We start from the raw sequence: 23,871 nt of genomic DNA on the forward strand, positions 1-23,871 counted from the left end.
TTCCGGCTATTTGCGCAAATTTTTTTCAACCATTGGTCGAATTGCCGGGTCCACCGCAGTGAGCGTTCACACCGCTGCCTTGAATGCGGCCCCAGGCGGGCGCATTTGGGTATAGACTACTGGCTAAATTTACAGTTGCTGCGTTACCGCGAGGTCCGACATGTCCGAGTTCCAGCTCGTCACCCGTTTTCAGCCGGCCGGCGATCAGCCCGAGGCCATCCGCCAGATGGTCGAGGGCATCGAGGCGGGCCTGTCGCACCAGACCCTGCTGGGTGTAACCGGTTCGGGCAAGACCTTCAGCATTGCCAACGTCATTGCGCAGGTGCAGCGCCCGACCCTGGTGCTGGCGCCCAACAAGACCCTCGCCGCGCAGTTGTATGGCGAGTTCAAGGCGTTCTTTCCGAACAACGCCGTCGAGTATTTCGTTTCCTATTACGACTATTACCAGCCTGAAGCCTACGTGCCTTCCTCGGACACCTTCATCGAGAAGGACGCTTCGATCAACGATCATATCGAGCAGATGCGCCTGTCTGCGACCAAGGCGCTGCTGGAGCGTCGCGATGCGATCATCGTCACCACGGTTTCGTGCATCTACGGCCTGGGTAGCCCCGAGACCTACCTGAAGATGGTCCTGCACGTCGATCGCGGCGACAAGCTTGACCAGCGCGCGCTGTTACGCCGCCTCGCCGATTTGCAGTACACGCGCAACGAGATGGACTTTGCCCGCGCCACCTTCCGCGTGCGTGGCGACGTCATCGATATCTTCCCGGCCGAATCGGACCTTGAAGCCATCCGCATCGAGCTGTTCGACGACGAGGTGGAGAACATCGCTGCGTTCGACCCGCTCACTGGGGAAGTCTTTCGCAAGTTGCCGCGCTTCACCTTCTACCCCAAGAGCCATTACGTCACCCCTCGGGAAACCCTGTTGGAGGCGGTGGAGGGGATCAAGGACGAACTCAAGGAGCGCCTCGAGTACCTGCACAAGGCCAACAAGCTGGTCGAGGCTCAGCGCCTGGAGCAGCGTACCCGTTTCGACCTGGAGATGATTCTCGAGTTGGGTTACTGCAATGGCATCGAGAACTACTCGCGCTACCTGTCCGGACGCCCGGCGGGTGCACCGCCGCCCACCCTCTACGACTACCTGCCGGACGATGCGCTGCTGGTGATCGACGAATCCCACGTCAGCGTTCCGCAGGTCGGGGCAATGTACAAGGGCGACCGCTCGCGCAAGGAAACGCTGGTCGAGTACGGCTTTCGCCTGCCTTCGGCCCTGGACAACCGGCCAATGCGCTTCGATGAGTGGGAGTCTGTCAGCCCGCAGACCATCTTTGTCTCGGCAACGCCCGGGCCTTACGAGGCCGAGCACGCCGGGCGCGTGGTCGAGCAGGTGGTGCGTCCGACCGGGTTGGTCGACCCGCAGGTCGAGGTGCGTCCGGCGCTGACCCAGGTCGACGACCTGCTGTCGGAAATCCGCAAGCGCGTGGAGCAGGGCGAGCGGGTTCTGGCCACCACGTTGACCAAGCGCATGGCTGAGGATCTCTCCGACTACCTGGCCGATCACGATGTGCGGGTGCGCTACCTGCACTCGGACATCGACACCGTGGAACGGGTCGAAATCATCCGTGACCTGCGCCTGGGCACTTTTGATGTATTGGTGGGCATCAACCTGCTGCGCGAGGGTCTGGACATGCCCGAGGTGTCACTGGTGGCGATCCTGGACGCCGACAAGGAAGGGTTCCTGCGCTCCGAGCGCTCGCTCATCCAGACCATCGGGCGTGCCGCGCGTAACCTCAATGGCCGCGCGATTCTGTATGCCGATCAGATAACCGGCTCCATGCAGCGTGCCATCGATGAAACCGAGCGCCGCCGCGAGAAACAGATCGCCTTCAACCAAGCTAATGGCATCGTGCCCAAGGGGGTGGTCAAGGACATCACCGATATCATGGAAGGCGCCACCGTGCCGGGGTCGCGCAGCAAGAAGCGCAAGGGCATGGCCAAGGCCGCCGAGGAGAGCGCCCGTTACGAGGCCGAACTGCGCACGCCGGGCGAGATCACCAAGCGCATCAAGCAACTGGAAGAGAAAATGATGCAGTTTGCCCGCGACCTGGAATTCGAGGCGGCGGCGCAGTTGCGTGACGAGATTACCAAGCTGCGCGAGCGGTTGATTACCAGTTGAAGCCTGGTTCGGCCCTAGGGGGAAGGCGTGGTTCTTGGCGGTCTCCAGGCGTGCAATAGCCCAATAACCCACCTCCCGCGCTGGAGCGCGATGCCCGCACCCTGCTAACATCGTGCCTTTGTTTCATCTTTCGTTCGAGACCTCCATGACCACCGTACGCACGCGTATCGCGCCATCGCCCACGGGCGACCCCCATGTCGGCACCGCCTACATCGCCCTGTTCAACTACTGCTTCGCCAAGCAGCATGGCGGTGAGTTCATCCTGCGCATCGAGGACACCGACCAGTTGCGCTCGACCCGCGAGTCGGAGCAGCAGATCTTCGACGCCCTGCGCTGGCTTGGCATCGAATGGAACGAAGGCCCGGATGTGGGCGGCCCGCACGGCCCGTACCGGCAGAGCGAGCGCGGCGAGATCTACGCCCGGTACGCCAAGCAGCTGGTCGATGCCGGCCATGCGTTCTACTGCTTCTGCACCGCCGAAGAGCTGGAGCAGATGCGCGCCGAGCAGATGGCCCGTGGCGAAACCCCGCGCTACGATGGCCGCGCGTTGCTGCTGAGCGACGAGGAAGTGCAGCGCCGCCTGGCCGCTGGCGAGCCCCATGTGATCCGCATGAAGGTACCGAGCGAAGGTATCTGCGTGGTCCCGGACATGCTCCGTGGCGATGTCGAGATCCCATGGGACCGCATGGACATGCAGGTGCTGATGAAGAACGACGGCCTGCCGACCTACTTCCTGGCCAACGTGGTCGACGACCACCTGATGGGCATCACCCACGTATTGCGCGGTGAAGAGTGGCTGCCATCGGCACCCAAGCTGATCAAACTGTACGAATACTTCGGCTGGGAGCAGCCCAAGCTGTGCTACATGCCGCTGCTGCGCAACCCCGACAAGAGCAAGCTCTCCAAGCGCAAGAACCCGACCTCGGTGACCTTCTACGAGCGCATGGGCTTCATGCCTGAGGCCATGCTCAACTACCTCGGCCGCATGGGCTGGTCGATGCCGGACGAGCGCGAGAAGTTCTCCCTCGCCGAAATGGTCGAGCACTTCGACCTGTCGCGTATCTCTCTGGGCGGCCCGATCTTCGACATCGAGAAGCTGTCGTGGCTCAACGGCCAGTGGCTGCGTGAACTGCCGGTGGAAGAATTCGCTGCGCGCGTGCAGAAGTGGGCGTTCAACAGTGACTACATGATGAAAATTGCCCCGCACGTACAGGGACGGGTCGAAACCTTCAGCCAGATCGCCCCGCTGGGTGGTTTCTTCTTCGAGGGCGCGCTCAAACTCGACGCCAAACTGTTCGAAAGCAAGAAACTCTCCGCCGACCAGGTGCGCCAGGTGATGCAGTTGATCCTGTGGAAACTGGAAAGCCTTCGGCAGTGGGAAAAAGAGCGTATCACCGGCTGCATCCAGGCAGTGGTCGAAGCGCTGGAGCTGAAGCTGCGTGACGCCATGCCGCTGATGTTCGCCGCCATCACCGGCCAGGCCAGCTCGGTGTCGGTGCTCGACGCCATGGAAATCCTCGGCCCTGACCTTACCCGCTATCGCCTGCGCCAAGCCCTGGACCTGCTCGGTGGTGTGTCGAAGAAAGAAAACAAAGAGTGGGAAAAGCTGCTGGCCAACATCGCCTGATGCGGCTTTGACGCGGGGCCATTGCCAGCGGGCTATGCCGCTGGCAATGGTTCAAGTGCTCAAAAGCAGAGTGCGCAAATCAGGGCAGGGTGGTAAGTGGTTGTTATCTGTGAAAAAACTTTTGAATAATTTCAAAATTTCGTTTGACAGCCCTGCAATCCGAACTTAATATGCGCCCCGTCCACAGCGATGAACGAAACGAAGTGCCAGGCACCCAGCCGGTGATTCAGTTCAGAGCGACATTGTGGGGCTATAGCTCAGCTGGGAGAGCGCCTGCATGGCATGCAGGAGGTCAGCGGTTCGATCCCGCTTAGCTCCACCAAATTCCGCTTAACAGCTTCGGCTGATAAGCAAGACCGGGTCCAGCAACCGGGTCTTGAAGGTAAGAAGGTTCGTCCCCTTCGTCTAGTGGCCTAGGACACCGCCCTTTCACGGCGGTAACAGGGGTTCGAGTCCCCTAGGGGACGCCAGTTTTGCACAAGCGATGTTTAAACCGTCGCTGGGCCGAGAGGCTAGAAATCCGGGGCTATAGCTCAGCTGGGAGAGCGCCTGCATGGCATGCAGGAGGTCAGCGGTTCGATCCCGCTTAGCTCCACCAATTTAGCCAGGGTTCGCAGTAGCGAATCTTCGCGAAGGTTACGTCCCCTTCGTCTAGTGGCCTAGGACACCGCCCTTTCACGGCGGTAACAGGGGTTCGAGTCCCCTAGGGGACGCCACTTTTACCCGCGTTTTGCGGGACTTAAAGAGGCTCATTCGCATATTGGATGAGCCTTTTGTTTTCGGGGCTATAGCTCAGCTGGGAGAGCGCCTGCATGGCATGCAGGAGGTCAGCGGTTCGATCCCGCTTAGCTCCACCAATTTAGCCAGGGTTCGCACTTGCGGATCTTCGCGAAGGTTATGTCCCCTTCGTCTAGTGGCCTAGGACACCGCCCTTTCACGGCGGTAACAGGGGTTCGAGTCCCCTAGGGGACGCCATTTTTACCCGCGTTTTGCGGGACTTTAGAGGCTCATTCGATTATTGAATGGGCCTTTTGTTTTTTCCTCCCATCAAAATGTACGCCGACAGGCGGTGCTCGATTCTGCTTGCCAAAAAATATTATGAGAATAATATTTCGATCATCATATTCTGATCGTGAGTCGGCCATGAGCGACAAGAAGACCAAAACCCGCGAGCGTATCCTTGAGGCTGCGCGAAGCGCGTTGATCCAGCACGGTCCCGCCGAGCCAAGCGTCAGCCAGGTCATGGGGGCTGCAGGGCTTACCGTTGGAGGCTTCTATGCGCACTTTGACAGCAAGGACGAGCTCATGCTGGAGGCATTTCGGCAATTGCTCAGCGAGCGCAGGGCCCTGCTGGCTCAAGTTGATCCTGGCCTGGACGGGGAAGGGCGGCGGGCACTGGTGAGCGCGTTCTACCTGTCGCGCAAGCACCGCGATGCCCAGGTGCATGCCTGTCCTCTGCCCAATTCGATCGGCGAGATGCAGCGCCTGCCAGATATTTTTCGCGAGGTATTGGCCGAGCACATCGAATTGATGACTGCGGCGATGGTTGACCGCCCTGAAGACGCCGACAAGGCTCTGGCTGATCTGGCCCTGATGATAGGTGGCCTGGCCCTGGCGCGTGCCCTGGGCACGGGTGAGCTGTCTGACCGCATCCTGCGTGCCGCCAAATCGGCGGTTATCTAAGCTTCTGACCCTGGAGCAAGGCGATGACTAGCCTGAGCTGGATTCGTGGTGTTAATGGCACCCTGGGGCGTCTGGCCCCAGAGCATGTAGCCGGCAAGATGCGCCGGGCCTTCATGACCCCGCGCAACCTGCCGCCAAGGCAGTGGGAGCTGCCATTGCTGGCGAGTGCCGAGCGTATCACTCTGCGCTTTGGGCTGTCGGCATTGCGTTGGGGGCAAGGCCCGACAGTGTTGCTGATGCACGGTTGGGAAGGGCGTGCGACCCAGTTTGCCGCGTTGATCGAAGCCTTGGTGAAGGCCGGGCACACCGTGGTCTCTCTGGAGGGGCCTGCCCATGGCTGTTCGCCTGGGCAGCAAGCGCACGTAGTGCTGTTTGCCCGTGCGCTGCTGGAGGCTGCCGCCGAACTGCCGCCGTTGCGTGCCGTGATAGGCCATTCCATGGGCGGTGCCAGTGTCTTGTTAGCACTGCAGATGGGGCTTCGGGCCGAGGCTGCGGTGAGTATTGCAGCCCCCGCCCAGCTGCTCGGTGTATTGCGAGGCTTCGCCCGTCACCTTGGCCTGCCGGCGCGAGCCAGGGCCGCGTTCATCCGTAAGGTCGAACAAGACGTCGGCATGCAGATCAACCGCCTGGATGTCAGTGGCTACCAGTTGGAGCTGCCAGGGCTGGTCGTGCATGCCGTCGATGATGGCTTGGTGCCCGCCAGTGAGGCCGAGATCATCCACAAGGCCTGGTTTGACAGCCGCCTGTTGCGGCTGGAGGAGGGCGGCCATCAGCGCGTGCTCGCCGATCCGCGCGTGAGCGAGGCGGTGCTCGAATTACTGTCGCGTGTCAGTGCGCCTGCCCGGCAAAGCGCTTGAACATCCGATACACTCTGCCCGTTCACTGACATTGGGAGCGGGCATGAGTTGGGACCTGGCAACGCCATTCATCATCGACCTGCGCGTCGGCGGCGAGGACATCGACGGCCTCGGGCACGCCAACAACGCGGTCTACGTCACGTGGCTGGAGCGTTGCGCCTGGCGCCACTCCCAGCGCCTGGGGCTTGACCTGGCCGAATACCGGCGCCTGGACCGGGCCATGGCGGTGGTGCGCCATGAAATCGACTATCTCGCTGCTGCGTACGAAGATGACGAGTTGCAACTGGCAACCTGGATCATCGACTGGGATCAGCGCCTGCGCATGACCCGCCGCTTCCAGCTCAAGCGCCCGCGTGACGGTGTGACGCTGCTGCGCGCGCAGACCACCTTTGCCTGTATCGAATTGTCCAGCGGCAAACCCAGGCGAATGCCGGCGGAGTTCATCGACGGGTATGGTCCGGCGCTGATCGGCGCCTGAATCCCCGGCATTTTTTGTTAGACTGCCGGCTTTTCCCGCCGAGACCTCGAAATGCAAATTGCCCTGGCCCCTATGGAGGGGCTGGTCGACAACATCCTGCGCGACGTTCTGACCCGAGTGGGCGGCATCGATTGGTGCGTCACCGAGTTCATCCGCGTGTGCGACCGCCTGTTGCCTGCTTCTTCCTTCGACAAGCTCGCGCCTGAACTGCGTAAGGGTGCGCGCACGGCTGCCGGTGTACCCATGCGTGTGCAGTTGCTGGGCTCGGATCCCGTCTGCCTGGCCGAAAACGCGGCCCTGGCCTGTGAGCTGGGTGCGCCGGTGATTGACCTTAATTTCGGTTGCCCGGCCAAGACCGTGAACAAGTCACGCGGCGGCGCAGTGCTGCTCAAGGAGCCCGAACTGCTGCACGCCATCGTGCGTGAAGTTCGGCGTGCAGTGCCGGCGCACATCCCGGTCACCTCCAAGATGCGTCTTGGCTTCGACACTCCGGACGGTGCGCTCGATTGTGCTACCGCGCTGGCTGAGGGCGGCTCGGCGCACCTGGTGGTACATGCGCGCACCAAAGTCGAGGGCTATAAGCCGCCTGCACACTGGGAGTGGGTGGCGCGGGTTCAGGATGTGGTCAAGGTGCCGGTGTTCGCCAACGGTGAGATCTGGACCGTAGACGACTGGCGGCGTTGCCGCGAGGTCAGCGGCGCAGAGGACATCATGCTCGGGCGGGGGCTGGTGTCGCGGCCGGACCTGGCCTTGCAGATTGCGGCTGCGCGAGACGGGCGTGAGTACCAGCCGATGAGTTGGGAGGCGTTGTTGCCCTTGCTGCGCGAGTTCTGGCGCCAGGCCCAAGCCAAGCTGTCGCCGCGCTATGCACCGGGGCGGATGAAACAGTGGTTGGCGATGCTGACGCGTAGTTATCCCGAGGCGGTACTGCTGTTTGCCGAGCTGCGCAGGGAAGATGACTGTCAGCGGATCAGCCGGTTGCTGGGTGTTGAGGTGCAGGCATCCGAAGAGTGTGTCGCGTGATCAGTTCTGCCTGGGGCCGGTAAATTCACCACAATTTTTTTTGTTTTGCCCCTTGAAAGCTATTTCCTGAGCCCTATTTATTCAGTACGCGATGCCGAAGTCGGGTCGCGTAGTGACTTTACTTGCTGAATCTCAGGAGTTTATGACCATGACTACCGCTTTCTCTCTTGCACCTCTGTTCCGCCATTCCGTTGGCTTCGACCGTTTCAACGACCTGTTCGAGTCTGCGGCACGTAACGAGGCGGGTAGCAGCTACCCTCCCTACAACGTTGAAAAGCATGGTGATGACCACTATCGCATCGTAGTTGCCGCAGCCGGTTTCCAGGAGCAGGACCTCGACCTTCAGGTGGAGAAAGGCGTCCTGACCGTGATCGGTGGCAAGCGTGAAAACGGCGCCGCAGAAGTGACCTATCTGCACCAGGGCATCGCCCAGCGCGCGTTCAAGCTGTCGTTCCGCCTGGCGGACCATATCGAGGTCAAATCAGCAGGGCTCGCCAATGGGCTGCTCAGCATTGACCTGCTGCGCATTGTGCCGGAAGAAGCCAAGGCCAAGCGCATTCCGATCAATGGTGACAAGCCAGCACTCAACTGAGGCTGGCGGCGTTATCAGGGCTGCTACGCAGCCCATCTCCGGCAAGCCGGCTCCTACCTTGTGGGGGCCGGCTTGCCTGCGATGGGCCGCCTGGCGGCCCCAAATCCTTTTTTCGATGCTCAGAAATCGGCGGGGGCTTCCAGCAGCATCTGCCTGAACTCCGGTAGCGGCAGCGGCCGGCTGTGCAGGTAACCCTGGTACAGGTGGCACCCCAGCCTTTCCAGAAACTCCAGTTGCTCTGTCAGCTCCACGCCTTCGGCGATCACCGCCAGGTCAAGGCTGCGCGCCATGGCGACGATTGCCCGGACAATCTCGGCGTCGTTGGAATCCACTGGTGCGTCGCGCACGAAGGTCTGGTCGATCTTCAGTGCGTCCACCGGCAAGCGCTTGAGGTAGGTCAGCGAGGAATAGCCCGTACCAAAATCGTCCATGGCGAAGCTCACCCCATGGCGTTTGAGTTCGCGCATCTTGCTGATGGTGTCTTCCAGGTTCTGGATCACGATGCCTTCGGTAATCTCCAGCTTGAGCATGTGCCGTGGCAGGCGGTAGTCGTCCAGGCTGCGCAGCACCCGTTGGACGAAGTCGTTCTGGCGAAACTGCCGGGGGCTAATGTTCACGCACAGGCTGAAATCATCGGCATCGATCAACCCGTCTGTGAGCATGCGCGAGCAAGCGTCACAGGCTTCGTCGAGTATCCAACTGCCAACTTCCAGGATCAGGCCGCTTTCCTCCAGCACCTGGATGAACTGAGCCGGCGGTTGCTGGCCCAATTGCGGGTGATGCCAGCGCAACAGTACCTCGGCCCCGACAATGCGGTTGTCGCGGGCATCCACCTGGGGCTGAAAGTGCAAGGCCAGTTCGCCCCGTGCCAGTGCCAGGCGCAGGTCGCTTTCCATGCGCAGGCGCTCGCTGGCTGCCTTCTGCATGGTGGTATGGAACAACTGGGTGGTGTTGCGCCCTGAGTCCTTGGCGCGGTACAGGGCGATGTCGGCGCGTTTGAGCAGGTCGGCGGGGGTGGTGCCGTGGTCGGGGATCAGTGCCACGCCGATGCTCGGGGTTACCTGTAGACGCTGGCCGTCCAGCGACATAGGTTCGGCCAGCAGTTCGCGCAGGGTATCGGCCAGCTCGCGAACCTTGTTTTCCACTGCCTCGCGGCTGCCCTCCAGGCCACTGAGCAGTACCACGAATTCGTCGCCACCCAGGCGTGCCACCGTATCTTCCAGGCGCACACTGGCTTCCAGGCGAGCGGTGATGATCTTCAGCACCGTGTCGCCCACCGGGTGGCCGAGGGAGTCGTTGATGTGCTTGAAATGGTCGAGGTCGAGGAACAGCAGGGCGCCGCGCAGGTTGTGCCGGCGCAGCAGGGCGATCTGTTGGCTCAGGCGGTCCATCAGCAAGGCGCGGTTGGGCAGGTTGGTCAGTGGGTCGTGGTAGGCCAGGTGGCGGATCTGCGCCTGGGCATTCTTCAGTTGGCTGACATCGCGGGCGGTGAGTAGCAGGCAATCGGTCTCGTTGAGGCTGATCGGCTCGACCGATACCTCCACGGTGAGGATGTCGCCACGCTTGGTGCGCCCGAGCATCTCCCGGTGGTGTACCCGGCCACGCTCCTTCAGCTCGACGAGCAAAGCGCTGCGCTGCTTGTCGTCGGCCCAGATACCCAGCTCGTAGACACTGTGGCCGATCACTTCGGCGGTGCTGTAGCCGGTCAGCCTGCAGAACCCATCGTTGACCTCCACATAGCGGCCGCTGTGGCGCTCAGTGATGGTGATCGCGTCCGGGCTGGAATGAAACGCCTTGGCGAACTTCTCCTCGCTGGACTTGAGCGCTGCTTCGGCCCGTTGCTGCTGGGTGATGTCGCGCAGGGTGGTGACGCTGCAGGGGTGGTTGTCGACGCTGATCAGCCGGCTTGAAATCACACAGGTCAGTGGTGAGCCGTTGCGGTGGTTGACCACCACTGCAACGTTGCTCAGGGCCTGTTCGCGGATAACCCGTTCGATGCGTTGCGCGCGTTCGATCGACTCGGCCCACAGGCCGATCTTTTCGGCGGTGCGGCCGATCACCTGTTCGGCGCTCCAGCCAAAGGTGTGGGTGAAGGCCGGGTTGATCTCGATGAACTGACCGGTGTCCTGGCGGGTCACGCAGATCGGATCGGGGCTGACCTGGAACAGGCTGGCGAACTTCTCTTCCGATGCGCTCAGGCGCAGCTCGCGCTCGACCTGATCGGTGATGTCCAGAAGGGTGCCGGCCATGCGCAGCGGGTTACCCTGCTCGTCGCGGTACAGGCGTGCTCGGCTTTCGATGTAACGCGAAGCGCCGTTTTCCAGCTGCACGCGGTAGGTGATCTGGTAGTTGCCTTCTGGGCCTTCGCGCAGGCTGCGGTAGGCCTGGCGCATGCCATCGCGTTCGTCCTGGGGCACGCCTTCGAAAAATGCGTCGAACGATTCGTGAAAGGGTATCGGGTCCAGTCCGTGCAGTTGCGCGGCACGGGCCGAGCCATAGAGCATGCCGCTGGGGATGTGCCAATCCCAGGTGCCCAGTTGCGCCGAGTCCAGGGCCAGATCAAGGCGTTCCTGGCTATCCTTGAGCGCTTGCTCGGCACGTTTGCGCTCGGACGTGTCGACGAAGGTGCTGAGCAGGAACGTCACGCCTTCCAGTTCGATGCCCTGGGTGCACAGAATGCCGTCGTGGATTTTGCCGCTGCTGGCACGCAACTGCACCTCCATGATGGTCGGGCCGCTGCTGGAGCGAGTCGAATCCAGTACCTGGTGACGCTGTTCGGGGGTTACCCAGAGGCCAAGTTCCAAGCTGGTCTTGCCGATCACCTGTTCGCCAGGCCAGCCGAACATGTCTTCGAAATGCTGGTTGACTTCGAAAATCATGCCGTCTTGGCGGCGGGTGAGCAGAATCGCGTTAGGGCTGAGGTGAAACAGGGTGGCAAAGCGTTTTTCCGAGTTGATCAGTGCGGTTTCCCGTTCGCGCTGGCGGGTTATCTCGCGGATTATCCCGATCATCTGTGGCCGGCCTTGGCGGTCGTGGGTCAGGCTGCCGTTGATTTCCAGCCAGTGCAGGCTGCCGTCCGGCCAGCGGATGCGATGGCGCATGGCTTTCTCGGCCGGCTCACCATTGACCACTGCCTGGAACAGTTGGCGCGTGCGCGCGCGATCTTCTTCCGGCAGCAGGTCGAGGTAATCGATATCGTTGGGCAAGGGGCGCTGCGGATCGAAGCCGAACAGTGCCTGGGTGCCGCGCGACCAGCTGACTCTGCCACTGTCGATGTCCCATAGCCAGGCGCCCAGGCGTGCACCATTGAGCGCAGCCAGCAGTTGCGGGGCGTTCTGCCAGGCCTGTTCCGACTCCTGAGGATTGGCCGCAGGGATGCGCGGCAGGCGCGGAAAGCGTTTTGCTGATTTGGGCATGGGTACCAGACCTTTGGCGTTTGACGCGTCCCTGGGTTGGAAGTGCAGGCCTGACGACCGGTCAGGCGGCCCCTGCGTGACTGTCGAGCAGGGCCATGAAGGCCCTTGCGGCGTTCGATAGCGTTCGCTCGGTATGCAATATGTAGCCTAGCTGGCGTGACAGCTGTATGCCGGGTAAAGCGATGGGTGCAACCTGATCGTCGAGCATGGTGCGCGGGAGCACGCTCCAGGCCAGGCCGATCGAGACCATCATCTTGATGGTTTCCAGGTAGTTGGTGCTCATGGCGATGTTCGGGGCCAGGCCCTGGCTTTCGAACAGGCGCTGGACGATGTGGTGGGTGAAGGTATTGCCACCGGGGAATACCGCCGGATGGCGGGCAACGTCAGCCAGGCTGACCTGGGTATTGCTGGCCAGCGGGTGCTCGGGGGCGGCGACGAAATCCAGTGCGTCGTCCCAGACGGGGATGGCCTTGATCAGGTGATGGGGCTCTGGCGCCAGGGTGATGACCGCTATCTCGGCGCGCCCGTGCAGAACCTCGTCATAGGCCGCTTCTGAATCGAGGAACTGGATATCCAGCGCAACGGCCGGGTGCTGGCGGGTGAATGCCCGCAGCAGCGGGGGCAAGCGGTGCAGGCCAATGTGATGGCTGGTGGCGAGGGTCAGGCGACCACTCACCTGCCCGGTCAGGTTGGTCAGCGCACGTCGGGTATCATCGAGGACGTTGAGGATCTGATAGGCGCGCGGCAGCAGGGCGCGGCCGGCTTCGGTCAAGGTCACCTCGCGGCCCAGGCGATCGAACAGGCGCACGTCCAGCTGTTGCTCCAGCCCGGCAATGCGCTTGCTGATGGCCGGTTGGGTCAGGTGCAGGCGTTCGCCGGCCCCGGAGAAGCTGCCGGTCTCGGCAATGGCAATGAAGGCGCTGAGGTTGGCCAGGTCCATTGTTCGAATTCCTGATGGTTATGCAAAGCATGAAAATTATGAATTTGAGTTATTCAATCTATCGCCATAGCATCGTCCGTACAAGCCAAGGGGTCTTTGGCATAGAAAGACGCTGATGAGGAACAGTCTGATGGCTGGCAAAACGCTCTACGACAAACTCTGGGAAGCCCATGAGGTCAAGCGCCGTGATGACGGCTCGTCCTTGATCTACATCGACCGCCATATCATTCACGAAGTGACCTCGCCCCAGGCCTTTGAAGGCCTGCGCCTGGCCAACCGCAAGCCGTGGCGCATCGATGCCAACATCGCTACCCCGGACCACAACGTGCCGACCACCCCGGAACGCAAGGGCGGGATCGAGGCCATCGTCGACCAGGTGTCACGCCTGCAGGTGCAGACCCTTGATGAGAACTGTGACGAATACGGCATCGTCGAATTCAAGATGAATGACGTGCGTCAGGGCATCGTTCACGTCATCAGCCCCGAGCAGGGCGCCACCTTGCCCGGCATGACCGTGGTCTGCGGTGACTCGCACACTTCCACCCACGGCGCCTTCGGTGCCTTGGCCCATGGCATCGGCACCTCCGAGGTCGAGCACGTGCTCGCCACCCAGTGCCTGGTCGCCAAAAAGATGAAAAACATGTTGGTGCGCGTCGAGGGGACATTGCCCGCCGGCGTGACGGCCAAAGACATCGTGCTTGCCGTGATCGGCAAGATCGGTACCGCCGGTGGCAACGGCCACGCCATGGAATTTGCTGGTAGCGCCATCCGCGAGCTGTCCATGGAAGGCCGCATGACCATCTGCAACATGTCGATCGAGGCCGGTGCGCGGGTCGGTCTGGTTGCCACCGATGCCACCACCATTGCTTACGTCGAAGGCCGCCCTTATGCGCCCAAAGGCGAGCAGTGGGAGCGTGCAGTCGAGGCGTGGAAAGACCTGGTATCCGATGACGATGCGGTGTTCGACACCGTGGTCGAGCTCGATGCAGCGCAGATCAAGCCGCAGGTCAGCTGGGGCACGTCGCCCGAGATGGTCCTGGCCGTCGACCAGCGTGTGCCGGACCCAGCCGCCGAGGCCGATCTGGTCAAGCGCGGCTCGATCGAGCGCGCCCTCAAGTACATGGGCCTGCGCGCCAACCAGGCGATTACCGATATCCATCTGGACCGTGTGTTCATAGGCTCCTGCACCAACTCGCGGATCGAAGACCTGCGAGCCGCAGCTGAAATCGCCAAAGGTCGCAAGGTGGCTGCCACCGTCAAGCAGGCCATCGTCGTGCCGGGTTCGGGCCTGGTAAAGGCCCAGGCCGAGCGTGAAGGCCTGGACAAGATCTTCCTCGAGGCCGGTTTCGAATGGCGTGAGCCAGGCTGCTCTATGTGCCTGGCGATGAACCCGGACCGCCTGGAAAGCGGCGAGCATTGCGCGTCCACCTCCAACCGTAACTTCGAAGGGCGTCAGGGCGCTGGGGGCCGTACCCACCTGGTCAGCCCGGCCATGGCTGCCGCTGCGGCGGTGACTGGCCACTTCATCGATGTTCGCGAGTTGATCCAAGGGAGCGCAGCATGAAAGCCTTTACCCAGCACACCGGTCTCGTCGCGCCGTTGGACCGTGCCAACGTCGACACCGATCAGATCATTCCCAAGCAGTTCCTCAAGTCGATCAAGCGTACCGGCTTTGGCCCCAACCTGTTCGACGAGTGGCGTTACCTGGACGTGGGCCAGCCTTACCAGGACAACAGCAAGCGCCCGCTGAACCAGGAGTTCGTGCTCAACCACGAACGCTACCAGGGTGCCAGCGTGCTGCTGGCGCGGGAGAACTTCGGTTGCGGTTCGAGCCGTGAGCACGCCCCTTGGGCGCTGGACGAATACGGCTTCCGCAGCGTGATCGCGCCGAGCTTCGCTGACATCTTCTTCAACAACAGCTTCAAGAACGGCCTGCTGCCGATCATCCTGAGCGATGAGGAAGTGGAAGAACTGTTCAAGCAGGTCGAAGCCAACCCTGGCTACCAGTTGACCATCGACCTGCAGGCGCAGGCTGTGACCCGTCCGGACGGCAAGGTGCTGCACTTTGAGATCGATGCGTTCCGCAAGCACTGCCTGCTCAACGGCCTGGACGATATCGGCCTGACCTTGCAGGACGGCGAAGCGATCAAGGCGTTCGAAGGCAAGCACCGCGCTGCACAGCCCTGGCTGTTCCGTGATGCCTGAATGATGTAATCGGGTTTGCTGGCCTCATCGCCGGCAAGCCGGGACCCACAGCAACTGCACAGGTTTCTGGGCCTGTGGGGGCGGTGTGGGAGCCGGCTTGCCGGCGATAGCGGCCGTAGAGACAACCCAAAATCAAAAGGAATGCGCCCATGACCAGCACCACCCACACCGATGTGGTCCAACGCCAGTTCGGCGAACAGGCCAGTGCCTACCTCAGCAGCGCCGTGCACGCCCAGGGCAGTGAATTCGCCCTGCTGCAAGCCGAGCTGGCGGGGCAGGGTGCGGCTCGCGTGCTGGACCTGGGCTGTGGTGCCGGTCATGTCAGCTTCCACGTAGCGCCTCTGGTGGCAGAGGTGGTCGCCTACGACCTGTCGCAGTCGATGCTTGACGTGGTTGCCAGCGCCGCCGCCGAGCGCGGCCTGGGCAATATCACCACCGAGCGTGGTGCCGCTGAACGCCTGCCATTCGCCGATGCCTCGTTCGACTACGTCTTCAGCCGCTATTCGGCGCACCACTGGAGCGACCTGGGTGTGGCGTTGCGCGAAGTACGGCGGGTGTTGAAGCCGGGCGGGGTGGCAGCCCTGATTGACGTGATGTCGCCGGGCAGTCCGTTGCTCGATACCTATTTGCAAACGGTTGAAGTGCTGCGCGACACCAGCCACGTACGCGATTATTCTGCCACCGAGTGGCAGCGCCAAGTCAGCGAAGCTGGCCTGCATGCCCGCAGCCACACCCGCCAACGCCTGCGCCTGGAATGGAACTCGTGGGTCGAACGCATGCGCACGCCCGATCCGCTGCGCGTGGCCATTCGCCAGTTGCAGCAAGCGATGGGCGAGGAAGTGCGGCAGTATTACCAGATTGAAGCAGACGGCTCGTTCAGCACCGACGTGATCGTGTTGTGGGCAGAGCGCTGAGTTTTTTACGGTGCGGCCGGGCTGGCCGCACCGCTTGAATGGATAGAGGAAAGCATGAGCAAGCAGATTCTGATTCTCCCAGGTGATGGCATTGGTCCGGAAATCATGGCCGAGGCGGTCAAGGTGCTGGAGCTGGCCAACGACAAGTTCCAGCTCGGCTTCAGCCTCGAGCACGACGTGATCGGCGGTGCTGCCATCGACAAGCACGGCGTGCCGCTGGCCGACGAGACCCTGGAACGCGCGCGCCAGGCCGATGCCGTCCTGTTGGGCGCTGTGGGCGGGCCGAAGTGGGACAAGATCGAGCGTGACATCCGCCCTGAGCGCGGCCTGCTGAAAATCCGCTCGCAGCTGGGCCTGTTCGCCAACCTGCGCCCGGCCATCCTCTACCCGCAACTGGCCGATGCCTCGTCGCTCAAGCCGGAAATCGTCTCGGGCCTGGACATCCTCATCGTCCGTGAGCTGACCGGCGGTATCTACTTCGGTGCCCCGCGCGGCCAGCGTGAACTCGAAGGCGGCGAGCGTCAGGCCTACGACACCCTCCCGTATAGCGAGAGCGAAGTGCGCCGTATCGCCCGCGTCGGCTTCGACATGGCCCGTGTGCGTGGCAAGAAGCTGTGCTCGGTGGACAAGGCCAACGTCTTGGCCTCCAGCCAGCTGTGGCGTGAGGTGGTCGAGGACGTGGCCAAGGACTACCCGGATGTCGAGCTGAGCCACATGTATGTCGACAACGCCGCGATGCAACTGGTGCGCGCGCCCAAGCAGTTCGACGTGATGGTGACCGACAACATGTTCGGTGACATCCTGTCGGATGAGGCTTCCATGCTGACCGGCTCCATCGGCATGCTGCCTTCGGCGTCGCTCGATGCCAACAACAAGGGCATGTACGAGCCGTGCCACGGTTCGGCGCCGGACATCGCCGGCCAGGGCATTGCCAACCCGCTGGCGACCATCCTGTCGGTGTCGATGATGCTGCGTTACAGCTTCAACCAGCAGGCCGCAGCCGAGGCCATCGAGCAGGCGGTGAGCCAGGTCCTGGACCAGGGCCTTCGTACCGGTGACATCTGGTCGGCCGGTTGCAGCAAGGTAGGTACGCAGGAAATGGGCGACGCAGTAGTCGCCGCGCTGCAGAATCTGTAATCTCTCCGGCCCGCCACCGTTTTTGTTCGGTGGCGGCCCACTTTTAGCAAAGGTGTAGTTGCGATGAAACGTGTAGGTCTGATCGGTTGGCGCGGTATGGTCGGTTCCGTGCTCATGCAGCGGATGCTGGAGGAGCAGGACTTCGACCTGATCGAGCCGGTGTTCTTCACCACCTCCAATGTCGGTGGCCAAGGTCCGAACGTGGGCAAGGATATTGCTCCGCTCAAGGACGCTTATTCGATTGAAGAACTCAAGACCCTCGACGTGATCCTGACCTGTCAGGGCGGCGACTACACCAACGAGGTCTTCCCCAAACTGCGTGAAGCCGGCTGGCAGGGTTACTGGATCGATGCTGCCTCGTCGCTGCGCATGCAGGACGATGCAGTGATCGTGCTCGACCCGGTCAACCGCAAGGTGATCGACCAGCAGCTCGATGCCGGTACCAAGAACTACATCGGCGGCAACTGCACCGTCAGCCTGATGCTGATGGGCCTTGGCGGCCTGTTCGAAGCGGGCCTGGTCGAGTGGATGAGCGCCATGACCTACCAGGCGGCGTCGGGTGCCGGTGCGCAGAACATGCGCGAGCTGATCAAGCAGATGGGTGCTACCCACGCGGCAGTGGCCGATGACCTGGCCAATCCGGCCAGCGCCATCCTCGACATTGACCGCAAGGTGGCCGAGACCATGCGCAGCGAAGCCTACCCGGCTGAGAACTTCGGTGTGCCCTTGGCTGGCAGCCTGATCCCATGGATCGACAAGGAGCTGCCGAACGGCCAGAGCCGTGAAGAGTGGAAGGCTCAGGCCGAAACCAACAAGATCCTCGGCCGCTTCAAGAGCCCGATCCCGGTCGATGGCATCTGCGTGCGCATCGGCGCCATGCGCTGCCACAGCCAGGCGCTGACCATCAAGCTGAACAAGGACGTGCCACTGGCCGATATCGAAGGCATGATCAGCCAGCACAACCCGTGGGTGAAGCTGGTGCCGAACCAGCGCGAGATCAGCATGCAGGAACTGACCCCGACCAACGTCACCGGTACCCTGAACATTCCGGTGGGCCGTTTGCGCAAGCTGAACATGGGCTCGCAATATCTGGGCGCGTTCACCGTCGGCGATCAGCTGCTGTGGGGTGCTGCCGAGCCGCTGCGCCGCATGCTGCGGATTCTGCTGGAGCGTTGATCGTTCTGGGTTGAACAGAAAACCCGCGCTGGCGACAGCGCGGGTTTTTTTATGTGCGCGCCCCACAGGGCCAGCACAGACAAAACGGTACAATCCGAGTAAAGTGCCGCCCCCGCCGTTACAGCAAAAAGGATCCTCTCCATGACCCAACCCCTGGACATCGCCGTCGTCGGCGCCACCGGTAGTGTCGGTGAAACCTTGGTACAGATTCTCGAAGAACTGCACTTCCCGGTCGGCACGCTGCACCTGCTGGCCAGCATGGAGTCGGCGGGCAGCAGCGTGATGTTCGCCGGCAAGAAGGTCAAAGTGCGTGAAGTCGACAGTTTCGATTTCACCCAGGTCAAACTGGCCTTCTTCGCCGCCAGCCCGGCCGTCAGTCGTAGCTTTGCCAGCAAGGCCCGTGAGGCCGGCTGCACGGTCATTGACCTGTCTGGCGGCCTGGATGACGCCCTGGCGGTCGTGCCTGAAGCCAATGCCGAGCGCATCGCCGGCCTGGCGCTGCCGGCGTGCATCGCCAGCCCCAGTGCCGCAGCCGTGGCCTTGGCCGTCGCGCTGGCGCCACTGAAGGGGCTGGTGGAGATCGAGCGCGTGCAGGTCATGGCCGCGCTCGCGGTGTCTGCCCAGGGCCGGGAGGCTGTTAACGAACTGGCCCGGCAGACCGCCGAGCTGCTCAACGCCCGCCCGCTGGAGCCGCGTTTCTTCGATCGCCAGGTGGCGTTCAACCTGCTGGCCCAGGTCGGTGCGGCAGACGAGCAGGGCCACACCGCGCTCGAGCGCCGCCTGGTTGATGAGCTGCCGGTGCTGTTGGGCCAGCCGGAACTGAAGATTTCCGTGACCTGCGTTCAAGTCCCGGTGTTTTTTGGCGATAGCTTCAGTGTGGCGGTACAGAGCCGTAATCCGGTGGATCTTGTTGCGGTCAATGCCGCGCTGGAGGGTGCCGACAGTGTCGAGTTGGTCGAGCGGGATGATTATCCGACCCCGGTAGGGGACGCAGTAGGGCAAGACGTGGTCTATGTTGGTCGTGTACGCCATGGTGTTGACGAAGACCGGCAGCTCAACCTGTGGCTGACCACCGACAACCTGCGCAAGGGCGCTGCGCTAAACGCCGTGCAGGTGGCGCAATTGTTGATTAAACACATAGCGTAAAAGATACTGGCGAGCACTTTTGTCCCGCACCGCTTGCGGTTTCGGGACGATTCATACAAGGGATGAGGTCATGCTTCGAATTCGCAAACTGGTTCTGGCCATGGCGGCAGCGTCGGCGCTGTCATCTGGCATGGCGAATGCCCTGGGGTTGGGTGAACTGACGCTCAAATCGGCGCAGAACCAGCCGCTGGACGCCGAGATCGAATTGCTCGATGTGCGCGACCTCACCGCTGCCGAAGTGGCGCCAAGCCTGGCGCCGCCGGAAGAGTTCAGCAAGGCCGGGGTGGAGTATCCGGGCTACCTCGAGGACCTGACCTTTACCCCGGTGATCAACCCCAATGGCAAGAGCGTACTGCGGGTAACCTCCAGCCAGCCGCTGCCGGGTTCGGTGGTAAAGTTTCTGGTCCAGGTGATGTGGCCCCAGGGGCGCCTGCTGCGTGACTACAGTGTGCTGCTCGACCAGGCCAAGGCTCAGGGCGAGCAGCCTGCCGCGGCCAATGTCACCCCGGCAACCAGCAGCGCCGGCAGCTACACCACCAAACGCCGCGATACCCTATGGCAGATTGCTGCGCGCAATACCCAAAGTGGTGGCTCGGTGCAGCAGACAATGATCGCCATTCAGGCGCTGAACCCGGATGCCTTTATCGGCAACAATATCAACCAGTTGAAGGTTGGCCAGGTGTTGCGCCTGCCCGATCAGCAGCAGGTCCAGAGCATCCCGCAGGTCGAGGCCAATCGCGAAGTGGCCGAACAGTACGCCGCCTGGCGTGAGGGCCGGCGCCTAGGCCCCCGCGCCCGGCAGCTGGACGCCACCCGTCGCGGCGCCGCCGACGCGGCGCCTGAGCGTATAGCCCAAGGCGATAACCTGCGCCTGGTCAGCCCAGGCAACCAGCCTGGCGCTGGCGATGCCAAGGCGCTCAACGACAAGCTGGCCGTGGCCCAGGAGAGCCTGGACACCAGCCGTCGTGACAATGAAGAACTCAAGAGCCGGATGAGTGACCTGCAGAGCCAGTTGGACAAGCTGCAGCGCCTCATTCAGCTCAAGAACGACCAGTTGGCACGCCTGGAGGCACAGGGTGCCGCCGGGGAACCCGCCCCGGCCGCCACCTTGCCTGGTGAGTCGGCCCCGGCGCAGCCTGCAGATAACACCCAGATGCCGCCCGCCGATCCCGTCGTGGCACCGGCGCCGGCTGCCGTCGACACCGCGCCTGGCTCTGCCCCGGCTGGCGAGGATGCTCCTGTCGGCCAGCAGCCGGGCGCGCTGGATGAGATGCTGGGGAATCCGTTGGTGCTGGGCCTGATCGCAGGTTCCGCATTCCTCGTGCTGTTGTTGCTGCTGTTGCTGCTGGCGCGCCGACGCAAAGCCCAGCAGGAGGCCGAAAAGCACCTGCGCATGGCGCGGGCACTGGCTGAGGAAGGCGAGCGTAACCCCGACCTCGACCTGCCTGCGAGCAGCTTCGATGAGCTGGAAGTATCGGCGCCTGGCGTAACCCTGTCGCCGGCGGTGGTAGCGGCTTCGGCTGCTGCAGCCGTTGCGGCGGAAAAACCCGTTGCCCCGGCCCCCGTTGGCGTGCCATTACCGGCACAGGACCCGAATGCCGAGCTGCTGGCAGAGGTCGAGCAGAGCTTGGCCCGCGGCCGTCTCAATCACGCGGCGGACCTATTGGAGACGGCCGTCGCTGCGCAACCGGAGCAGGATGGCCTGCGGTTGAAGCTGATGGAGGTTTACGCGCGCCAGGGTGACCACAGCGCATTCGTAGAGCAGGAGCGCAAGCTGCCGGGCAGCGAAGAGAATATCGCGCAGGTCAGTCAGCTCAAGGAGCACTACCCGGCCATGCTTGGCATTGCCGCGGCAGGGCTGGGGGCTGCGGCGCTGGCTGCCGAGCTGGATGAGCAGTACGTCCAGGATCTGTTGCAGGATCAGCCGCAGGCGCCGGCAGAGGTCGATGCCGAGCCTGAGCCTGAGCCTGAGCCTGAAGCTGTTGCTGAGTCTGAACCTGAACCTGAGTCGCAAATCGAGGCGGTTGCTCAAGCGCCTGCCCTTGATGACAATGGTCTGGACAGTGCATTCGACCTTGACCTGAGTGACGATCTGCCCCTGAGCGAACTTGAACCGCCGATGCTCGATGAAGCCGCATTGACGGATCTGCAGGTAAATGATGAGCCGCTCGCCGCCGCTGATCCTGCTGTGCAGGAAGCAGACGCCGATGCCGATTTCGAAGCCTTGCTGGCGCAGGCTCAGGCCGAGCCACAGAGCGTCGATGATCTGGCGGACTTCGACCTGGACATGGGTGAGCCGAGCGTTGCCGAACCGGTCGAGGAAGAGCCGGTCGACGTTGCTGCCGAACTGGCAGCTTTCGATTCCATCCCTGAGTTCGACCCGATTTCCGAGCTGGAGCTGCCAGAAGACTTCGATTTGTCGCTGTCGCTGGATGACCAGTCACCGGCCGCCAAGAGCTTTGCTTCGGAGCTCAGTGACGTCAACGCTGAACTGGACAAGCTGTCGCAGAACCTCGAGTCGCCGTCGCTGGAGTCGCACTTCACTGCTGCAGACGCTGCCCAAGAGCCGGAACCCCTGGACGATCTGGACTTCGATTTCTTCTCCGGCAGCGACGAAGTGGCCACCAAGCTCGATCTGGCACGTGCCTACATCGACATGGGTGACCATCAGGGGGCGCGTGACATCCTCGATGAAGTAGTCAAGGATGGCGACGACACTCAGCGTCAGGAAGCCGAAGACATGCTGTCCCGGCTGGTCTGAAGGCCTCACCTGCAGCGTAAAACCAACGGCAGCCCAACAAGGCTGCCGTTGTCGTTATAATCCCCGGCACTTCGTATTGCCCCACAGGTTTCACGCTCTTGGACATCATCGACACCGCTGCCACCGAATCGGCCGCCGAAGGCTTCACCCGCATTGCCCTGGGCGTGGAATACAAGGGTTCGCGCTACCGCGGCTGGCAACGCCAGGCCAGCGGTGTGCCCAGTGTCCAGCAGGCGCTGGAGCAAGCCCTGTCGAAAGTGGCCAACGAGCCCATCACGGTGGTCTGCGCCGGGCGTACCGACGCCGGTGTGCATGGTTGTGGGCAGATCGTGCATTTCGATACCCGCGCCAATCGCGACGAACGCGCCTGGACCCTGGGCACCAACTTCAACCTGCCCCATGACATCAGTGTGGTCTGGTCGCGGCCGATGCCTGCGGATTTCCATGCACGCTTCAAGGCCACCGCCCGGCGCTACCGTTATGTCATCTACAACGACCCGATCCGCCCGGCACACCTGGCCGAGGAAGTGACGTGGAATCACCGGCCGCTTGATGTAGAGCGCATGGCCGATGCTGCGCAATTCCTGCTGGGTACCCACGATTTCAGTGCCTTTCGCGCCAGCCAGTGCCAGGCCAAGTCGCCGATCAAGCATATCCATCACCTGCGGGTCACCCGTCACGGGCAGATGATCGTGCTGGATGTGCGGGCCACCGCTTTCCTGCACCATATGGTGCGCAATATTGCCGGTGTGCTGATGACCATTGGTGCGGGTGAGCGCCCTGCGGGCTGGGCCCGTGAAGTGCTGGAAGGGCGCAACCGGCGTGAAGGCGGTGTGACGGCCCATCCGTACGGCCTGTACCTGGTTCAGGTGGAGTACCCGGAGGAATTCCAGCTGCCACAGCGTTACATTGGTCCACACTTTCTGACCGGCTACGAGGCGTTGGCCGACTGACGGGCGAAAACGCTTTTGCTACCATCGGGCCTTTCAGTGTTTTCTCAGGGTTTGCAGTCCATGAGCAATGTTCGCAGCAAGATCTGCGGGATTACCCGCATAGAAGACGCGCTTGCCGCCGCCGAGGCGGGGGCCGATGCCATCGGCTTCGTTTTCTATGCCAAAAGCCCGCGCGCCGTCGACGTGCGCCAGGCGCGGGCAATCATGGCCGAGCTGCCACCCTTCGTGACCACGGTCGGCCTATTCGTCAACGCCTCGCGCTGCGAACTCAACGAGATCCTCGAGGCTGTGCCGCTGGACCTGCTACAGTTCCACGGCGACGAAACCCCGGCTGACTGCGAAGGGTATCACCGCCCGTGGATCAAGGCGCTGCGAGTGCGCCCGGGTGACGATCTGGAGGCTGCCTGCCGGCACTATGCCGGTGCGCGTGGCATCCTGCTCGACACCTATGTTGCCGGCGTACCCGGTGGTACTGGCGAGGCGTTCGACTGGTCGCTGGTGCCTTCACGGCTGAGCAAGCCGATCATTCTCGCCGGAGGCTTGTCGGCCGGCAACGTCGGCCAGGCCATCGCCCAGGTGCGGCCGTATGCGGTGGATGTCAGTGGTGGTGTGGAGCAGGCCAAGGGCATCAAGGACGCGGCGAAGATCGAAGCGTTCATGCGTGCGGTGAAACAGGCGTGATGCCAGATGTGACGGCTGGCTGCGCGCCATCGTCCATAGCTATCGCAGCCCTGCGGGGCGGCTGCCGGCATGCCGGTTGGCCAAAGAATACGTTGAAGACGGTGCG

The 23,871-nt window shown here is 62.5% G+C and carries 18 protein-coding genes and 6 tRNA genes; 22 read left to right on the plus strand and 2 right to left on the minus strand.

Annotated elements, in window-relative coordinates; all coding sequences use genetic code 11:
- Positions 1 to 160 precede the first annotated feature (160 nt).
- The 13 genes from uvrB to JET17_RS07870 all read left to right on the plus strand — a co-directional run bounded on the left by uvrB (position 161) and on the right by JET17_RS07870 (position 8,436).
- Positions 161 to 2,176 (plus strand): excinuclease ABC subunit UvrB, encoded by a 2,016-nt coding sequence (gene uvrB / locus JET17_RS07810; RefSeq protein ID WP_012313447.1) that lies wholly within the window; start codon positions 161 to 163, stop codon positions 2,174 to 2,176.
- A gap of 145 nt (positions 2,177 to 2,321) precedes the next feature.
- Positions 2,322 to 3,803: a glutamate--tRNA ligase gene (gltX, locus tag JET17_RS07815; RefSeq protein ID WP_012313448.1), complete on the plus strand. Its 1,482-nt coding sequence runs from the start codon at positions 2,322 to 2,324 to the stop codon at positions 3,801 to 3,803.
- Positions 3,804 to 4,049: 246 nt separating this feature from the next.
- Positions 4,050 to 4,125: transfer RNA gene (locus tag JET17_RS07820), tRNA-Ala, on the plus strand.
- Between the two features lie 72 nt (positions 4,126 to 4,197).
- Positions 4,198 to 4,273 (plus strand) — tRNA-Glu (locus JET17_RS07825).
- A 52-nt stretch (positions 4,274 to 4,325) separates the two neighbouring features.
- Positions 4,326 to 4,401 (plus strand) — tRNA-Ala (locus tag JET17_RS07830).
- 42 nt (positions 4,402 to 4,443) lie between these two features.
- Positions 4,444 to 4,519: transfer RNA gene (locus JET17_RS07835), tRNA-Glu, on the plus strand.
- Between the two features lie 65 nt (positions 4,520 to 4,584).
- Positions 4,585 to 4,660: transfer RNA gene (locus JET17_RS07840), tRNA-Ala, on the plus strand.
- 42 nt (positions 4,661 to 4,702) lie between these two features.
- Positions 4,703 to 4,778 (plus strand) — tRNA-Glu (locus JET17_RS07845).
- Between the two features lie 168 nt (positions 4,779 to 4,946).
- A complete protein-coding gene (locus JET17_RS07850; protein ID WP_012313449.1) occupies positions 4,947 to 5,486 on the plus strand; it encodes a TetR/AcrR family transcriptional regulator in 540 nt (179 codons plus the stop codon).
- Between the two features lie 23 nt (positions 5,487 to 5,509).
- Complete coding sequence (locus JET17_RS07855) at positions 5,510 to 6,343, plus strand: alpha/beta fold hydrolase (protein WP_012313450.1); 834 nt, start codon at positions 5,510 to 5,512, stop codon at positions 6,341 to 6,343.
- A gap of 43 nt (positions 6,344 to 6,386) precedes the next feature.
- The gene (locus JET17_RS07860) at positions 6,387 to 6,821 is read left to right on the plus strand and encodes an acyl-CoA thioesterase (RefSeq protein ID WP_012313451.1); all 435 of its coding nucleotides are present in this window, start codon (positions 6,387 to 6,389) and stop codon (positions 6,819 to 6,821) included.
- 51 nt (positions 6,822 to 6,872) lie between these two features.
- Positions 6,873 to 7,844 (plus strand): tRNA dihydrouridine synthase, encoded by a 972-nt coding sequence (locus JET17_RS07865; RefSeq protein ID WP_012313452.1) that lies wholly within the window; start codon positions 6,873 to 6,875, stop codon positions 7,842 to 7,844.
- A 148-nt stretch (positions 7,845 to 7,992) separates the two neighbouring features.
- Complete coding sequence (locus JET17_RS07870; protein ID WP_012313453.1) at positions 7,993 to 8,436, plus strand: Hsp20 family protein; 444 nt, start codon at positions 7,993 to 7,995, stop codon at positions 8,434 to 8,436.
- Positions 8,437 to 8,555: 119 nt separating this feature from the next.
- Here JET17_RS07870 and JET17_RS07875 read toward each other — a convergent pair whose 3' ends face one another.
- Positions 8,556 to 11,852, minus strand: a complete 3,297-nt coding sequence (locus JET17_RS07875) for a PAS domain S-box protein (protein WP_012313454.1) — start codon at positions 11,850 to 11,852, stop codon at positions 8,556 to 8,558.
- Positions 11,853 to 11,913: 61 nt separating this feature from the next.
- Complete coding sequence (locus tag JET17_RS07880; protein WP_012313455.1) at positions 11,914 to 12,792, minus strand: LysR family transcriptional regulator; 879 nt, start codon at positions 12,790 to 12,792, stop codon at positions 11,914 to 11,916.
- A 130-nt stretch (positions 12,793 to 12,922) separates the two neighbouring features.
- Between JET17_RS07880 and leuC the strand changes: the two genes are divergently transcribed.
- The 9 genes from leuC to JET17_RS07925 all read left to right on the plus strand — a co-directional run bounded on the left by leuC (position 12,923) and on the right by JET17_RS07925 (position 23,765).
- Positions 12,923 to 14,356 (plus strand): 3-isopropylmalate dehydratase large subunit, encoded by a 1,434-nt coding sequence (gene leuC, locus JET17_RS07885; protein ID WP_012313456.1) that lies wholly within the window; start codon positions 12,923 to 12,925, stop codon positions 14,354 to 14,356.
- On the plus strand, positions 14,353 to 14,997 hold the full coding sequence (leuD, locus tag JET17_RS07890; protein ID WP_012313457.1) for a 3-isopropylmalate dehydratase small subunit: 645 nt from the start codon (positions 14,353 to 14,355) through the stop codon (positions 14,995 to 14,997). Before leuC ends, leuD begins: the two co-directional genes overlap by 4 nt.
- A gap of 149 nt (positions 14,998 to 15,146) precedes the next feature.
- Entirely contained in the window at positions 15,147 to 15,911 is a 765-nt protein-coding gene (locus JET17_RS07895) for a class I SAM-dependent methyltransferase (RefSeq protein WP_012313458.1), read from the plus strand.
- A 54-nt stretch (positions 15,912 to 15,965) separates the two neighbouring features.
- Complete coding sequence (gene leuB / locus JET17_RS07900) at positions 15,966 to 17,048, plus strand: 3-isopropylmalate dehydrogenase (RefSeq protein WP_012313459.1); 1,083 nt, start codon at positions 15,966 to 15,968, stop codon at positions 17,046 to 17,048.
- A 63-nt stretch (positions 17,049 to 17,111) separates the two neighbouring features.
- Complete coding sequence (gene asd, locus JET17_RS07905) at positions 17,112 to 18,224, plus strand: aspartate-semialdehyde dehydrogenase (protein ID WP_012313460.1); 1,113 nt, start codon at positions 17,112 to 17,114, stop codon at positions 18,222 to 18,224.
- Between the two features lie 141 nt (positions 18,225 to 18,365).
- Positions 18,366 to 19,370 carry an aspartate-semialdehyde dehydrogenase gene (locus tag JET17_RS07910; protein WP_012313461.1) on the plus strand — a complete coding sequence of 335 codons (1,005 nt, stop codon included), beginning with the start codon at positions 18,366 to 18,368 and terminating at the stop codon, positions 19,368 to 19,370.
- Between the two features lie 70 nt (positions 19,371 to 19,440).
- Entirely contained in the window at positions 19,441 to 22,131 is a 2,691-nt protein-coding gene (locus tag JET17_RS07915; protein ID WP_012313462.1) for a FimV/HubP family polar landmark protein, read from the plus strand.
- A gap of 98 nt (positions 22,132 to 22,229) precedes the next feature.
- Entirely contained in the window at positions 22,230 to 23,084 is an 855-nt protein-coding gene (truA, locus tag JET17_RS07920; RefSeq protein ID WP_012313463.1) for a tRNA pseudouridine(38-40) synthase TruA, read from the plus strand.
- A gap of 60 nt (positions 23,085 to 23,144) precedes the next feature.
- On the plus strand, positions 23,145 to 23,765 hold the full coding sequence (locus JET17_RS07925) for a phosphoribosylanthranilate isomerase (RefSeq protein WP_012313464.1): 621 nt from the start codon (positions 23,145 to 23,147) through the stop codon (positions 23,763 to 23,765).
- The last annotated feature ends 106 nt before the right edge of the window (positions 23,766 to 23,871 follow it).

Origin of the sequence: Pseudomonas putida (assembly GCF_016406145.1) — a bacterium.
Lineage (GTDB): Bacteria > Pseudomonadota > Gammaproteobacteria > Pseudomonadales > Pseudomonadaceae > Aquipseudomonas > Aquipseudomonas putida_E.

Bases quoted from the DNA above. Each gene is read 5' to 3' on its own strand.
- JET17_RS07870 (WP_012313453.1), top strand. From the start codon at position 7,993: ATGACTACCGCTTTCTCTCTTGCACCTCTGTTCCGCCATTCCGTTGGC.
- leuC (WP_012313456.1), top strand. From the start codon at position 12,923: ATGGCTGGCAAAACGCTCTACGACAAACTCTGGGAAGCCCATGAGGTC.
- JET17_RS07875 (WP_012313454.1), bottom strand. From the start codon at position 11,852: ATGCCCAAATCAGCAAAACGCTTTCCGCGCCTGCCGCGCATCCCTGCG.
- JET17_RS07910 (WP_012313461.1), top strand. From the start codon at position 18,366: ATGACCCAACCCCTGGACATCGCCGTCGTCGGCGCCACCGGTAGTGTC.
- uvrB (WP_012313447.1), top strand. From the start codon at position 161: ATGTCCGAGTTCCAGCTCGTCACCCGTTTTCAGCCGGCCGGCGATCAG.
- JET17_RS07855 (WP_012313450.1), top strand. From the start codon at position 5,510: ATGACTAGCCTGAGCTGGATTCGTGGTGTTAATGGCACCCTGGGGCGT.
- JET17_RS07850 (WP_012313449.1), top strand. From the start codon at position 4,947: ATGAGCGACAAGAAGACCAAAACCCGCGAGCGTATCCTTGAGGCTGCG.
- JET17_RS07865 (WP_012313452.1), top strand. From the start codon at position 6,873: ATGCAAATTGCCCTGGCCCCTATGGAGGGGCTGGTCGACAACATCCTG.
- leuB (WP_012313459.1), top strand. From the start codon at position 15,966: ATGAGCAAGCAGATTCTGATTCTCCCAGGTGATGGCATTGGTCCGGAA.
- gltX (WP_012313448.1), top strand. From the start codon at position 2,322: ATGACCACCGTACGCACGCGTATCGCGCCATCGCCCACGGGCGACCCC.
- JET17_RS07860 (WP_012313451.1), top strand. From the start codon at position 6,387: ATGAGTTGGGACCTGGCAACGCCATTCATCATCGACCTGCGCGTCGGC.
- JET17_RS07915 (WP_012313462.1), top strand. From the start codon at position 19,441: ATGCTTCGAATTCGCAAACTGGTTCTGGCCATGGCGGCAGCGTCGGCG.
- leuD (WP_012313457.1), top strand. From the start codon at position 14,353: ATGAAAGCCTTTACCCAGCACACCGGTCTCGTCGCGCCGTTGGACCGT.
- asd (WP_012313460.1), top strand. From the start codon at position 17,112: ATGAAACGTGTAGGTCTGATCGGTTGGCGCGGTATGGTCGGTTCCGTG.
- JET17_RS07925 (WP_012313464.1), top strand. From the start codon at position 23,145: ATGAGCAATGTTCGCAGCAAGATCTGCGGGATTACCCGCATAGAAGAC.
- JET17_RS07880 (WP_012313455.1), bottom strand. From the start codon at position 12,792: ATGGACCTGGCCAACCTCAGCGCCTTCATTGCCATTGCCGAGACCGGC.
- JET17_RS07895 (WP_012313458.1), top strand. From the start codon at position 15,147: ATGACCAGCACCACCCACACCGATGTGGTCCAACGCCAGTTCGGCGAA.